Raw genomic sequence first — 13,643 nt, 5'->3', positions numbered from 1 at the left:
GGACTGGGGACAGACCGGGGGTGCAGCGGGGACGGGGCGTGGAGAGACGGCGACGCCTGTGCACCGCCGTCGAGATGTCCACGTGTCGACAACAACGGCACGTGACTTCCCCACAGCGAACCAACATGTCGACTCGGGCGCTGACCTGCGGGAAGGGGCCCGATCCCCAGCTTCCACACCGGTGATGACGGAGATGAGGGAGATAGATCCAGGTTTTCTCGAACCCCAGTAGGGGTGGGGACGCTGCGGCCCGGAGGGGCCCCGGGGCCGCAGCGGGACGGCAGCCGAGAGCAGGAGGAAGCAGGAGCGGCCACCTGATCGGGTCCCGGGTTCCCCCATCCACACCCCGACGGGCACGATGAACGACGCAACAGACACGGAGCCCCGTTCCCGGTCCGCACGGACGCCGGGGCACCGGGGTGCGCAGACGACAGCAGTGGGCCGTGCAGAGCTGGGGTGGGTCGGTCATGGAGTTCCGGGTGACACGCGAGGTGCTCGCGGATGCCGTCGCGTGGACGGCGCGCAGCCTCCCGCCGCGGCCGTCGGTGCCGGTCCTCGCCGGCATCCTGCTCGAGGTCGACGGCAGCCAGCTGTCGGTCTCCGGCTTCGACTACGAGGTCTCCGCGCGCGCGGAGGTCGACGTGCAGGCGGGGGAGAGCGGCCGCGTGCTGGTCCCGGGCCGGCTGCTCGCCGAGATCACCCGCGCGCTGCCGCCGCAGCCGGTCGACGTCCGCGCCGACGGCCCGCGGCTGGCGATCACCTGCGGCAACGCGCGGTTCAGCCTGCCCACGCTGCCGGTGGAGGACTACCCGTCGCTGCCGGCGATGCCGTCGTCGGCCGGCGTGGTGGACAGCGACGTCTTCGCCGAGGCGGTCGGCCAGGTCGCCGTCGCCGCCGGCCGCGACGACACCCTCCCCATGCTCACCGGCGTCCGGCTGGAGATCGACGACGACCGGGTGACCCTCGCCGCCACCGACCGCTACCGGCTGGCCGTGCGCGAGTTCGCCTGGCGCCCGGAGACCCCCGGCATCTCGGCCGCGGTGCTGGTCCCGGCGCGCACGCTCGCCGACGCCGCCCGGACCCTCACCAGCGGCCCGGAGATCGTGGTCTCGCTGTCCTCCAGCGGGTCCGGCGAGGGCATCCTCGGCCTGTCGGGCAAGGACCGGCAGACCACCACCCGGCTGCTGGACGCCGAGTTCGTCAAGTACCGCGCGATCATGCCGAGCGAGTCGGCCGCGCACGCCACGCTGCCGGTCGTGCAGTTCACCGACGCCGCCAAGCGCGTCGCCCTGGTCGCCGAGCGCGGCACCCCGCTGCGCTGCGAGTTCACCCCCGGCCAGGTCACGCTGCGCGCCGGCGGCAGCGACGACGAGGGCCAGGCCGAGGAGCGCTGCGACGTCGAGTTCGAGGGCGACCCGCTGACCATCGGCTTCAACCCGACGTTCCTGCTGGACGGGCTGGCCGCGGTGCACACCGGCCGGGCGCGGATGGACTTCACCAGCCCGCTCAAGCCCGCGGTGCTCTCCGGCGTCGAGGACCCGGCGACGGACGACGAGGACGGCGGCGAGCGCCCGGTGGAGCGCCCCGGCAGCTACCGCTACCTGATCATGCCGGTGCGCCTGCCGGGCTGACGTCGGCCGACGTCCGCTCGGAGGTGTCCCGGGCAGCCCGGGAGGGCACCGCACACCGCGGGCACCCGCACCGTCGCGTGCGCCCGTGCCATGACGACCGCGAGGGAAGGACTGAGCCGTGCAGCTGGGGCTGATCGGGCTGGGCAAGATGGGCGGCAACATGGCCACGCGGCTGCGCCGCGCCGGCCACGAGGTGGTCGGCTTCGACCACCACCCGGAGAAGCGGGACGTCGACAGTCTCGAGGCGCTGGTCGGCGCGCTGTCCGCGCCGCGGGTGGTGTGGGTGATGGTCCCGGCCGGCGAGCCGACCCGGGAGACGGTGCGCCAGCTCGGTGAGCTGCTCGAGCCCGGCGACGTCGTCGTCGACGGCGGGAACTCCAAGTTCACCGACGACAAGGTGCATGCCGAGATGCTCGGCGAAAAGGGCATCGGCTACGTCGACGCCGGCGTCTCCGGCGGCGTCTGGGGCCTGGAGAACGGCTACGCCCTCATGGTCGGCGGCTCGAAGGACGACGTCGCCAAGGTGCAGCCGGTGTTCGACGCCCTCCGGCCGCCGACGCCGACCGACGAGTCCGGGCAGGAGATGCCGGGGGCGGGCTTCGTGCACGCCGGCCCGGTGGGTGCGGGCCACTACGCGAAGATGGTCCACAACGGCATCGAGTACGCGCTGATGCAGGCCTACGGCGAGGGCTACGAGCTGCTCGCCGCCGTCGACCTGGTCGAGGACGTGCCCGGCGTCATCGCGTCCTGGACGCAGGGAACCGTCATCCGCTCGTGGCTGCTGGACCTGCTGGTCCGCGCGCTGCAGGAGGACCCGCAGCTGGAGAAGATCAGCGGCTACGCCGAGGACTCCGGGGAGGGCCGGTGGACGGTGCAGGAGGCCATCGACCACGCCGTCCCCATGCCGACGATCGCCGCGTCGCTGTTCGCCCGGTTCGTCTCCCGGCAGGACGACTCGCCGACGATGAAGGCGGTCGCCGCACTGCGCCAGCAGTTCGGCGGGCACGCGGTGCACGCCGTCAGGGCGCAGGAGGTCGAGCGGCCGGCGTGAGCACGGTCGTCGTCCTCCCCGCCGGACGCTGATGTACGTCCGGCACCTCCAGCTCGTCGACTTCCGCAGCTGGGAGAAGGTCGACCTGGCGCTGCGGCCCGGCCCGACGGTGTTCGTCGGCCGCAACGGCGAGGGCAAGACCAACCTCGTCGAGGCGGTCGGCTACCTCGCGACCATGAGCAGCCACCGCGTGTCCGCCGACGCGCCGCTGGTGCGCCACGGCGCGGGGCAGGCCGTCGTCCGGGCGGCGCTGCGCCGGGAGGACCGCGAGCTGCTGGTCGAGGTGGAGGTCAACCCGGGCCGGGCCAACCGGGTGCGGGTGAACCGGGCGGCGCTGCCGCGCCCGCGCGAGCTGCTCGGGCTGGTGAAGAGCGTGCTGTTCGCCCCCGAGGACCTCGCGCTGGTGCGCGGCGACCCGGCCGAGCGGCGCCGCTTCCTCGACGACCTGCTGGTCAGCCGCACGCCGCGGCTGGCCGGGGTGCGCAGCGACTACGAGCGGGTGCTCAAGCAGCGCAACGCCCTGCTCAAGACCGCCCGGCTGGCCCGGGGCGACGCGCTGGCCACCCTCGACGTGTGGGACGCCCACCTCGTCGAGCTCGGCGGGCAGCTGCTGGCCGCCCGGCTGGCGCTGGTCGCCGACCTCGCGCCGCACGTCGCCCGCGCCTACGCCACCGTGGCCGGCGCGGGCGCCGCGGCCGCGGGCCTGGGCTACGCGAGCACCGTGCCGCTGGCCGGCGACGGCGCCCCGCTGCCCGAGGGCACCGCGACGCCATCGGCGGCGGAGCTGTCCGTGGCGCTGCGCGAGCGGGTCGCCGAGCGGCGCCGTGACGAGGTGGACCGGGGGATGACGCTGGTCGGCCCGCAGCGCGACGACCTCGTCCTGCACCTGGGCCCGGCCCCGGCCAAGGGCTTCGCCAGCCACGGCGAGTCCTGGTCGCTGGCGCTCGCGCTCAAGCTCGGCTGCTTCGGCCTGCTGCGCGCCGACGGCGAGGAGCCGATCCTCGTCCTCGACGACGTCTTCGCCACCCTCGACGCCGGCCGGCGGGCGGCGCTGGCCGAGGTCGCCCGGGGCGCCGAGCAGACGCTCATCACGGCCGCCGTCCTCGACGACGTGCCCGGCGAGCTCCGCGGCGCCCGGGTCGAGGTGGGCGAGGGGACGGCGACGCTGGTCGAGGCGGGCGCCGACGGTGAGGAGGTCGACGGTGGCTGACGAGCGGCCGGCCCGGCCCAGCGACATCGCCCGCGCCGCGCTGGAGGCGGCCCGCGCGGCGTCGGCCGCCCGCCCGGCGCCCACCCGCCGCCGGGTGGCGGGCCCGCGGCGGAGGTGGACGGGCCCGCGCCCGGGCGACGACGACCCGCAGCCGCTGGGCCGGCTGGTCGACTCGCTGGTCAGCGCGCAGGACTGGTCGGAGCAGACCCGGGTCGGCGCGGTGTTCGGCCGCTGGTCGGCGCTGGTCGGCCCCGACATCGCCGCGCACTGCCGCCCGGAGACGCTGACCGAGGGCGAGCTGCTCGTCGTCGCGGAGTCCACCGCGTGGGCCACCCAGCTGCGGCTGCTCGCCCCGACGATCCTCGCCAGGCTGCGCGCCCAGGTCGGCGGGGACGTGGTGACCCGGCTGCGCGTTGTCGGTCCGACGGCCCCCAGCTGGAAGAAGGGTCCGCGGTCGGTCCGCGGACGGGGGCCCCGCGACACGTACGGATGAGGACGGTGCCCCGATGAGCAGCCCGCACGACGACAGACCCCGCGACGACGACCCGCGCGACCGGGACGGCTGGCAGGAGCCGGCCCACCTCGGCGAGGGCGGGCCGGGCGACGGTGACCGGGAGCAGGAGCCGGCCCGCCCCGGGCCGGTCGTCTCCTGGGCCCCGCCCGCTCCGCGGCAGCGCACCCCCGGCGTCGTCGAGCAGGTGTTCCGCTACCAGGGCGACACCGTCGGGGCGCAGGGCTGGGCGCTGCAGCACGGCTGGGAGATCTCCGACGGCACCGCGCCCCAGGACGCCGTCCTCGCCGAGCTGGTGGCCACCGCACCGGTCCGTGCCACCAAGGACCACCGGCCGGCGGGGGTGATGCGCGGGCGCGCCGGGACCCTCGAGCTGGTCGCCTTCGACGTCGTGTTCACCGACAAGCGGTACACCGTGCCCGAGTGGGCGGTCACCGCGGCACCGGTGCTGCTGCCGCTGCCCGGCCTGCGGCTGTCCCCGGCCCGGTTCTGGCGGCACCGCACCGGCGGCCTGCTGCACGTGCCCAGCGGCGACGAGGCCTTCGACGCCCGCTGGGTGCTGCTCGCCGCCGAGGACGGCGAGGCGGTCCGCCGGCTGGTCGGTGACCAGACGGTGCGCGGGCTGCTGATGGCCTCCGACGACGGCGACGAGTTCTGGACGGCCGCCGGCCACCTCGCCGCGGTCCGCCCGGACGGGCAGCGGCCCGAGCTGATCGAGCACCACGCCCGCCTGCTGGGGGCGATGGTCTCCGCCCTGGCCGGCGTCTCCTGAGCGCTCCCGAGGCCGTCGTCGGCCCCGCGGCCGCACCCGCGGCGGGGCTGCGCGACCTGCTGCCCATGCTCCGCCCGCACCGGCGGCCGCTGCTGCTGGCCGCCGGGCTGTCGCTGGTCGGCGCGGCCGCCGCGCTGGCCCAGCCGGCGCTCACCGGGCGGGTCATCGCCGCCGTCGGCGCCGGCCGGCCGCTGCTGCCCGCCGTCGCCGCGCTGGTCCTGGTCCTGGTCGCCGGGGCGGTGCTGGACGCCGGGCAGTCCTACCTGCTGCAGCGCACCGGCGAGGGCGTCGTCCTCACCACCCGGCGCACCGTGGCCGACCGGTTGCTGCGGCTGCCCGTGGCCGAGTACGACCGGCGGCGCACCGGCGACCTGATGTCGCGGGTGGGTGCCGACACCACGCTGCTGCGCGCCACCGTCACCTCCGGCGTCGTCGAGGTGGCCGGCTCCGCGGTGGTCGGGATCGGCGCGCTCGTGGCCATGGCGCTGGTCGACGTCTGGCTGCTGCTGGTCACGCTCGGCGCGGTCGCGGTCGGCATGGCGGTCGTGGTGAGCACCAGCCGGCGGGTGCGCCGGCTCTCGCGGCTGGCGCAGGAGGAGGTCGGCGCGATGACGGCGGCCGTCGAGCGGGCGCTGTCGGCGGTGCGCACCATCCGGGCCAGTGGCGCCACCGCGCGCGAGGTCGACGCGGTGGGGGACAGCGCGGCGCGGGCCTACCGGGCGGGGGTCTCGGTGGCGCGGGTGCAGGCGCTGGTCGCGCCGGCCGGGTCGATCGCCGTGCAGGGCGCGTTCCTCGCCGTCCTCGGGCTCGGCGGGTACCGGGTGGCCACCGGCTCGATCGCCGTCGCCGACCTGGTCGCCTTCATCCTGTACCTGTTCCTGCTGGTCATGCCGCTGGGCCAGGCGGTCTCGGCGTGGACCCAGCTGCAGACCGGGCTCGGCGCGCTGGCCCGCATCCAGGAGGTGCTGGTCCTCGAGCCCGAGCGGGACGCCGTCGCGGAGGTGGGCGGCGTGACGACCGCCCCGCGCGCGCCGGCGCCCGGTGTCCCGCTGCTCGAGCTCGACGACGTCTCGTTCGCCTACCCCGACGGCACGGAGGTGCTGCGCGGGGTCTCACTCACCGTGCCGGCGGGCGGCCGGGTGGCGCTGGTCGGGCCGTCCGGCGCGGGGAAGTCCACGGTGCTCGCCCTGGTGGAGGGCTTCTACCCGCTGACCGGCGGGGCGATCCGGTGGGCCGGCACCGACGTCCGCGAGCTGCCCCGCGCGGCACTGCGCGCGCAGCTGGGCTACGTCGAGCAGGAGGCGCCGGTCCTCGCCGGGACGGTGCGGGAGAACCTGCTGCTGGCCGCGCCGCACGCCGGCGACGACGAGCTGTGGGCGGTGCTCGCCGACGTCGGGCTGACCGGCGTGGTGCAGCGCTCGACCCGCGGGCTGGACGTGCCGGTCGGCGACGAGGGCGTGCTGCTGTCCGGCGGCGAGCGGCAGCGGCTGGCCATCGCGCGCTCGCTCTTGGCCCGCCCGGCGCTGCTGCTGCTCGACGAGCCGACCGCCAGCCTCGACGCCCGCAACGAGACCCTGCTGCGCGAGACGCTGGCCGCCGCGGCCGCCGACCGGGCGCTGCTCGTCGTCGCCCACCGGCTGTCCACCGTGCTCGACAGCGACCAGATCGTCGTCCTCGACGGCGGCCGGGTCGTCGCCCGCGGCACGCACGCCGAGCTGGTGGAGACCAGCCCCCTCTACCGCGAGCTCGCCTCCGCCCAGCTCCTGGTCTGACGGGCGGCCGCGGGATCGCCAGGTGGGCCGCCCCGCGGGGCGGCGGGAGGAGTGGGGCCCGGAGGGTCCCGCGATCGAGCGCCGGGAAGGGCTCCGAGCAGCCGGGGGACGGGACCTGACCGCGGTGTCGGCCGGCAGACCGACGAAGTGCTACGCGGCTCGCGAGGCCGCCGTCGCGCCCTTGCCGTCCTGCGCCTCCGCGGCCTTGCAGAGGTTGCGGACCATGCTGCCGAAGACGACGCCGTGGAACGGCGAGATGCCCCACCAGTAGAGCTGCCCGAGCAGGCCGAAGGGGTGGAAGGTCGCCTTCTGGCGCAGCCGGGTGCGCCCGTCCTCGGCACGTTCCACGTGGAACTCGAGCCAGGCCAGGCCGGGCAGCCGCATCTCCGCGCGCAGCCGCAGCAGCCGGCCCTCCTCCAACTCCTCCACCCGCCACCAGTCCAGCGCGTCGCCGACGTAGAGGTCGCTGGGGTCGCGCCGGCCGCGGCGCAGCCCCACCCCGCCGACGGCGCGGTCCAGCCAGCCGCGCACCTCCCAGGCCAGCGGGAAGCTGTACCAGCCGGTCTCCCCGCCGATGCCCTCGACCACCCGCCACAGGGCCTCCGGCGAGGCGTCGGTCTCCCTCGTCCGCTCGTCGAGGAACAGGCTGCCGCCGGCCCAGTCGGGGTCGGAGGGCAGCGGGTCCGACGGCGCCCCGGGCACCGAGGCGCCGGTCCACCGGGTGTCGACGGCGTTGTTGCGGACCTTCTGCACCGCCAGGAGCACCGCCTCGTCGAAGCCGAGCAGGCCCTCCGGGGGGTCGGGCACGTACCGCGCGACGTCGTGCTCGGCGCAGACGACGGTGTTGCGCAGGGACTCGACCAGCGGCCGGGCTATCGACGCCGGGACGGGCGTGATGACGCCGACCCAGTGGCTGGACAGCGACGGCGTGAAGATCGGGACGGGCAGGATCCGCCGCCGCGGCAGCCCGGTGACCTCGGCGTACCGCTGCATCATGTGCGCGTAGTCCATGACGTCGGGTCCGCCGATGTCGAAGGAGCGGTGCACGTCCGGCGGCAGCGTGGCGCAGCCGACCAGGTAGCGGAGCACGTCGCGGATGGCGATCGGCTGGATGCGGCTGTGCACCCAGCGGGGCGTGACCATGACCGGCAGCCGCTCGGTGAGGTAGCGCAGCATCTCGAACGACGCCGAGCCCGAGCCGAGGATGACCGCGGCCCGCAGCACCACGGTGGGCACGCCGGAGTCGAGCAGGATGCGCGCCACCTCCGCCCGCGAGCGCAGGTGCGGGGACAGCTCCTCGTCCTGCGGCTCGAGCCCGCCCAGGTAGACCAGCCGCCCGACGCCGGCCTCCCGCACCGCGTCGGCCATGACCCGCGCGGTGTGCCGGTCCCGCTCCTCGAACTCGCGGCCGATCGCCAGCGAGTGGACCAGGTAGTAGGCGACGTCGGCGCCCTCGCAGGCGCGGCGGACGGCGTCGGCGTCGCCGGCGTCGCCCTCGGCGACCTCGACCCGGTCCCGCCAGGGGACGTCGCGCAGCTTGCGCGGTGAGCGGGTGAGGACCCGGACCCGGTGGCCGGCGGCCAGCAGTTCCGGGACCAGCCGGCCACCGACGTACCCGGTCGCGCCGGTGACGAGACAGGTGAGGGAGCGGGCTGCGGGCTGCATGTCGACCAGTCTGGGAGTCGCCGGCGGACGGTGCCGTCCGGTCGACCGGCCCAGCGGCCCCTGGGCGGGCGTGTCGACCCCCGGGGCAACACCGGTGGTACGTCGCGAGCCGCGAGTGGCGCAGCGGCGGCCTGAGGGCCTGCGCGACGCGGTTTCTGTCGGTGGACCCGGTAACATGGAGGACAGGAATCCCCAGCATCCGGCTGAGCGGCGCTGTGCGCCCCCGGGGCCCCTCTCCGTGGAGAGGTGCCCGCATGCCGGGAGCGCGACAGAAGGGCCCCACGTGGTCGCTCGACCGAAGACCGAGAACTCCTACTCCGGCAGCTCCATCACCGTCCTCGAGGGGCTCGAGGCGGTCCGCAAGCGGCCCGGCATGTACATCGGCTCCACAGGTGAGCGCGGCCTCCACCACATGGTGTGGGAGGTCGTGGACAACGCCGTGGACGAGGCGCTGGCCGGCTACTGCGACACCGTCCGGGTCACCCTGCTGGCCGACGGCGGCGTCCGCGTCGAGGACAACGGCCGCGGCATCCCCGTCGACCTGCACCCCGTCGAGAAGCGGCCGACCGTCGAGGTCGTCATGACCGTCCTGCACGCGGGCGGCAAGTTCGACGGCAAGAGCTACGGCGTCTCCGGCGGTCTGCACGGCGTCGGCGTCACCGTCGTCAACGCGCTGTCCACCGCGCTCGACGTCCGCATCTGGCGCGACGGCCGCGAGTGGCACCAGTCCTACGACTTCGCCAAGCCCGGCAAGCTGGAGGAGGTCGGCCCGACCTCCAAGCAGGGCACCCAGATCACCTTCTGGGCCGACGGCGGCATCTTCGAGACGACGACCTACTCGTTCGACACCATCAGCCGCCGGCTGCAGGAGATGGCCTTCCTGAACAAGGGCCTGAAGATCGTCCTGCGCGACGAGCGGCCCGGCCAGGGCAAGGCCGAGACCGGCGTGGCCGACGAGGTGTCGGTCGCCGAGTCCGCCCCGCAGCCCGGTGCCGAGCAGCAGGCCTTCGAGGCCACCGAGGTCACCTACCACTACGAGGGCGGCCTGATCGACTACGTCGGGCACATCAACGCCAAGCGGACGCCGATCCACCGCTCGGTCATCAGCTTCGGCGCCGAGGGCACCGGCAAGAACGACATGCGCATGTCGGTCGACGTCGCGATGCAGTGGTCCGACGCGTACTCCGAGTCGGTCTACACCTTCGCCAACGTCATCAACACGCACGAGGGCGGCACCCACGAGGAGGGCTTCCGCGCGGCGCTGACGTCGATCGTCAACCGCTACGCCGTCGAGAAGAAGCTGCTCAAGGAGAAGGACGAGAAGCTCACCGGCGAGGACATCCGCGAGGGCCTGGCCGCGATCGTCTCGGTCAAGATCGGCGACCCGCAGTTCGAGGGCCAGACGAAGACCAAGCTCGGCAACACCGAGGTCAAGGGCTTCGTGCAGAAGGTCTGCAACGACCAGATCTCGCACTGGTTCGAGGCCAACCCGACCGAGGCCAAGACCATCATCACCAAGGCCGCCTCGGCCGCCCGCGCCCGCCGCGCCGCGCAGGACGCCCGCAAGCTCGCCCGCAAGAACCTGCTGAGCAACAACTCGCTGCCGGGCAAGCTCGCCGACTGCCGCTCGACCGACCCGCGCAACTCCGAGATCTACATCGTCGAGGGCGACTCGGCCGGCGGCTCGGCCAAGTCCGGCCGCGACTCGATGTTCCAGGCGATCCTGCCGATCCGCGGCAAGATCATCAACGTCGAGAAGGCGCGCATCGACCGGGTCCTCAAGAACACCGAGGTCCAGTCGATGATCACCGCCTTCGGCACCGGCATCCACGACGAGTTCGACCTGTCGAAGCTCCGGTACCACAAGATCGTGCTGATGGCCGACGCCGACGTCGACGGCCAGCACATCTGCACCCTGCTGCTGACCCTGCTGTTCCGCTTCATGCGGCCGCTGGTCGAGGCCGGGCACGTCTACCTGGCCCGGCCGCCGCTCTACAAGATCAAGTGGGGCGGCAAGGTCGGCGACGAGTACGCGTACTCCGACCGCGAGCGCGACGCGCTGCTCAAGGCCGGCGCCGAGGCCGGCCGGAAGCTGCCCAAGGAGGAGGGCATCCAGCGCTACAAGGGTCTCGGCGAGATGAACGCCAGCGAGCTGTGGGAGACCACGATGAACCCGGAGACCCGCCTCCTGGGCCAGGTCACCCTCGAGGACGCCGCGACGGCCGACGAGCTGTTCAGCGTGCTCATGGGCGAGGACGTCGAAGCCCGCCGCAGCTTCATCACCCGCAACGCCAAGGACGTGCGCTTCCTGGACGTCTAGCCGCCGCACCGGGGCCGGGGGAACGGCGTCCGACGCCCGCCCCCCGGTCCCCGAACCGGCGCCCGACCAGCGCGTTCGTCCACTCCTGTGCACTCACCCGTGGAGATCTGACCAGTGACCGAGACCCCTGCCCGCGACCGCGTCGAGCCGGTCGACCTGCAGCAGGAGATGCAGCGCAGCTACATCGACTACGCGATGAGCGTCATCGTGGGCCGCGCGCTGCCGGAGGTGCGGGACGGCCTCAAGCCGGTGCACCGCCGCGTCCTCTTCGCCATGTACGACCAGGGCTTCCGCCCCGACCGCGGCTACGTCAAGTGCGCCCGGCCGGTCGCCGAGGTCATGGGCAACTACCACCCGCACGGTGACTCGGCGATCTACGACGCCCTCGTGCGGCTGGCCCAGCCGTGGTCGATGCGCTACCCGCTCATCGACGGCCAGGGCAACTTCGGCTCGCCGGGCAACGACCCGCCGGCCGCCATGCGCTACACCGAGTGCCGCCTCACGCCGCTGGCCATGGAGATGCTGGCCGGCATCGACGAGGAGACCGTCGACTTCCAGGCGAACTACGACGGCCGCACGCAGGAGCCGCTGGTCCTGCCCTCGCGGATCCCCAACCTGCTGATCAACGGCTCGGCGGGGATCGCCGTCGGCATGGCGACCAACATGCCGCCGCACAACCTGCGCGAGGTCGCCGAGGCCGCCTACTGGATGCTCGACAACCCGGACGCGGAGCCGGAGGAGGCCCTCACCGCCTGCATGAAGGCGATCCCGGGCCCCGACTTCCCGACCCACGGCCTGATCGTCGGGCGCGAGGGCATCGAGGACGCGTACCGCACCGGCCGCGGCTCGGTGAAGATGCGCGCCGTCGTCACGGTCGAGGAGGACAGCCGCGGCCGCGTGCAGCTCGTCGTCACCGAGCTCCCCTACCAGGTCAACCCGGACAACCTGGCCGAGGCGATCGCCGAGGCGGTCAAGGACGGCCGGCTGCAGGGCATCAGCGAGATCGCCGACGAGTCCAGCGACCGCGTCGGCCGCCGGCTCGTCATCACCCTGCGCCGCGACGCCGTGGCCAAGGTCGTGCTGAACAACCTGTACAAGCACACGCAGCTGCAGACCTCCTTCGGCTGCAACATGCTCTCGATCGTCGACGGCGTCCCGCGGACGCTGCGCCTGGACGAGCTGGTCCGCAACTGGGTCAACCACCAGATCGAGGTCATCGTCCGGCGCACCCGCTACCGGCTGCGCAAGGCCGAGGAGCGCGCGCACATCCTGCGCGGCTACGCCAAGGCCCTCGACCAGCTCGACGCGGTCATCGCGCTCATCCGCAACAGCGAGTCCGCCGAGGCCGCCCGCACCGGCCTCATGGAGCTGCTCGACGTCGACGAGGTCCAGGCGACCGCGATCCTCGACCTGCAGCTGCGCCGGCTGGCCGCGCTGGAGCGGCAGCGGATCCTCGACGAGCTGGCCGAGATCGAGGCCCGCATCGCCGACCTGCAGGCGATCCTCGACTCCCCGGAGCGGCAGCGGCAGCTGGTCCGCTCCGAGCTCGAGGAGATCGTCGAGAAGTACGGCGACGAGCGCCGCAGCAAGTTCGTGGCCAACGACGGCGACGTGACGATGGAGGACCTCATCGCGGAGGAGGAGGTCGTCGTCACCATCACCCGCACCGGCTACGCCAAGCGGACCAAGAGCGACCTCTACCGGTCGCAGCGGCGGGGCGGCAAGGGCGTGATGGGCGCCCAGCTCAAGCAGGACGACATCGTCGACCACTTCTTCGTGGGCTCCACCCACGACTGGATCCTGTTCTTCACGACCAAGGGCCGGGTGTACCGGGCCAAGGCCTACGAGCTGCCCGAGGCCAACCGCACCGCCCGCGGCCAGCACGTGGCCAACCTGCTGGCGTTCCAGCCGGACGAGCGGATCGCCCAGGTCATGCAGATCAAGGACTACGGCGTCGCGCCGTACCTGGTGCTGGCCACGGCCAACGGGCAGGTGAAGAAGACCCGGCTGTCGGACTTCGACTCCCCGCGCAGCGGCGGTGTCATCGCGATCAACCTGCGCGACGGCGACGAGCTGGTCGGCGCGGCGCTGATCGACCCCGAGCAGGACCTGCTCCTGGTCACCCGCTCGGCGATGTCGATCCGGTTCAAGGCCGACGACGCCACGCTGCGGCCGATGGGCCGGGCCACCGAGGGCGTGCGCGGCATCTCGCTGGCGCCCGGTGACCGGCTGCTGTCGATGATGGTCGTGGAGGAGGGCGTCGACGTCCTCGTCGCCACCGAGCGCGGCTTCGCCAAGCGGACCGGCATCGAGAACTACCCGCCGCAGGGCCGCGGCGGCAAGGGCGTGCTCACCGCGGACCCGAAGGCGCGCAAGGGCGCCCTGGTCGGGGCGCTGGCGGTCCGGCTCGGCGACGAGCTGTACGCCATCACCTCCGGCGGCGGCGTGATCCGGACGCCGGTCAACGGCGTGCGCCACAACAAGGACCGGGCCACCATGGGTGTCAAGCTCATGAACTTGCCCGAGGACGTGTCGATCGTGGCGATCGCGCGCACGACGGACAACGACGAGCCCGCCGCCTAGGGTGGAACCGGGAGCAGGCGTGGGGGGGGGTGGGGGGCCCCCCCCCCCCCCCCCGCGCAGCGAGATGTTCGCCGGGCAGCTCAAGCTCGACGACGAGGGCTACGTGCAGGTGGAGCACCCCACCACCC

9 protein-coding genes are annotated in these 13,643 nt (G+C 73.9%); 8 read left to right on the top strand and 1 reads right to left on the bottom strand.

Annotated elements, in window-relative coordinates:
* Positions 1-443 precede the first annotated feature (443 nt).
* The 6 genes from dnaN (at position 444) to ACI79Z_RS18560 (ending at position 6,947) form a co-directional block, all read left to right on the top strand.
* On the top strand, positions 444-1,631 hold the full coding sequence (dnaN, locus tag ACI79Z_RS18585) for a DNA polymerase III subunit beta (protein ID WP_387988637.1): 1,188 nt from the start codon (positions 444-446) through the stop codon (positions 1,629-1,631).
* A gap of 118 nt (positions 1,632-1,749) precedes the next feature.
* Positions 1,750-2,682, top strand: coding sequence for a phosphogluconate dehydrogenase (NAD(+)-dependent, decarboxylating) (gene gnd / locus ACI79Z_RS18580; RefSeq protein ID WP_387988638.1), 933 nt, complete (start codon positions 1,750-1,752; stop codon positions 2,680-2,682).
* Positions 2,683-2,713: 31 nt separating this feature from the next.
* Positions 2,714-3,892, top strand: a complete 1,179-nt coding sequence (gene recF / locus ACI79Z_RS18575) for a DNA replication/repair protein RecF (RefSeq protein WP_387988639.1) — start codon at positions 2,714-2,716, stop codon at positions 3,890-3,892.
* Positions 3,885-4,385: a DUF721 domain-containing protein gene (locus tag ACI79Z_RS18570; protein ID WP_387988640.1), complete on the top strand. Its 501-nt coding sequence runs from the start codon at positions 3,885-3,887 to the stop codon at positions 4,383-4,385. The genes recF and ACI79Z_RS18570 overlap by 8 nt, the downstream gene beginning before the upstream one ends.
* A gap of 13 nt (positions 4,386-4,398) precedes the next feature.
* On the top strand, positions 4,399-5,175 hold the full coding sequence (locus ACI79Z_RS18565) for a hypothetical protein (protein ID WP_387988641.1): 777 nt from the start codon (positions 4,399-4,401) through the stop codon (positions 5,173-5,175).
* A 65-nt stretch (positions 5,176-5,240) separates the two neighbouring features.
* Positions 5,241-6,947: an ABC transporter ATP-binding protein gene (locus ACI79Z_RS18560; protein ID WP_387988709.1), complete on the top strand. Its 1,707-nt coding sequence runs from the start codon at positions 5,241-5,243 to the stop codon at positions 6,945-6,947.
* Between the two features lie 150 nt (positions 6,948-7,097).
* On the opposite strand, the gene ACI79Z_RS18555 is transcribed toward ACI79Z_RS18560, so the two are convergent.
* Positions 7,098-8,612, bottom strand: coding sequence for an SDR family oxidoreductase (locus ACI79Z_RS18555; protein ID WP_456903452.1), 1,515 nt, complete (start codon positions 8,610-8,612; stop codon positions 7,098-7,100).
* A 283-nt stretch (positions 8,613-8,895) separates the two neighbouring features.
* On the opposite strand from ACI79Z_RS18555, the gene gyrB reads away from it, so the two are divergent.
* Positions 8,896-10,932, top strand: coding sequence for a DNA topoisomerase (ATP-hydrolyzing) subunit B (gene gyrB, locus ACI79Z_RS18550; RefSeq protein ID WP_387988643.1), 2,037 nt, complete (start codon positions 8,896-8,898; stop codon positions 10,930-10,932).
* 114 nt (positions 10,933-11,046) lie between these two features.
* Positions 11,047-13,515, top strand: a complete 2,469-nt coding sequence (gyrA, locus tag ACI79Z_RS18545; RefSeq protein WP_456903451.1) for a DNA gyrase subunit A — start codon at positions 11,047-11,049, stop codon at positions 13,513-13,515.
* Positions 13,516-13,643 lie beyond the last annotated feature (128 nt).

The organism is Geodermatophilus sp. SYSU D00663, from assembly GCF_054050655.1.
This window is presented reverse-complemented; position numbering and strand designations above follow the sequence as displayed.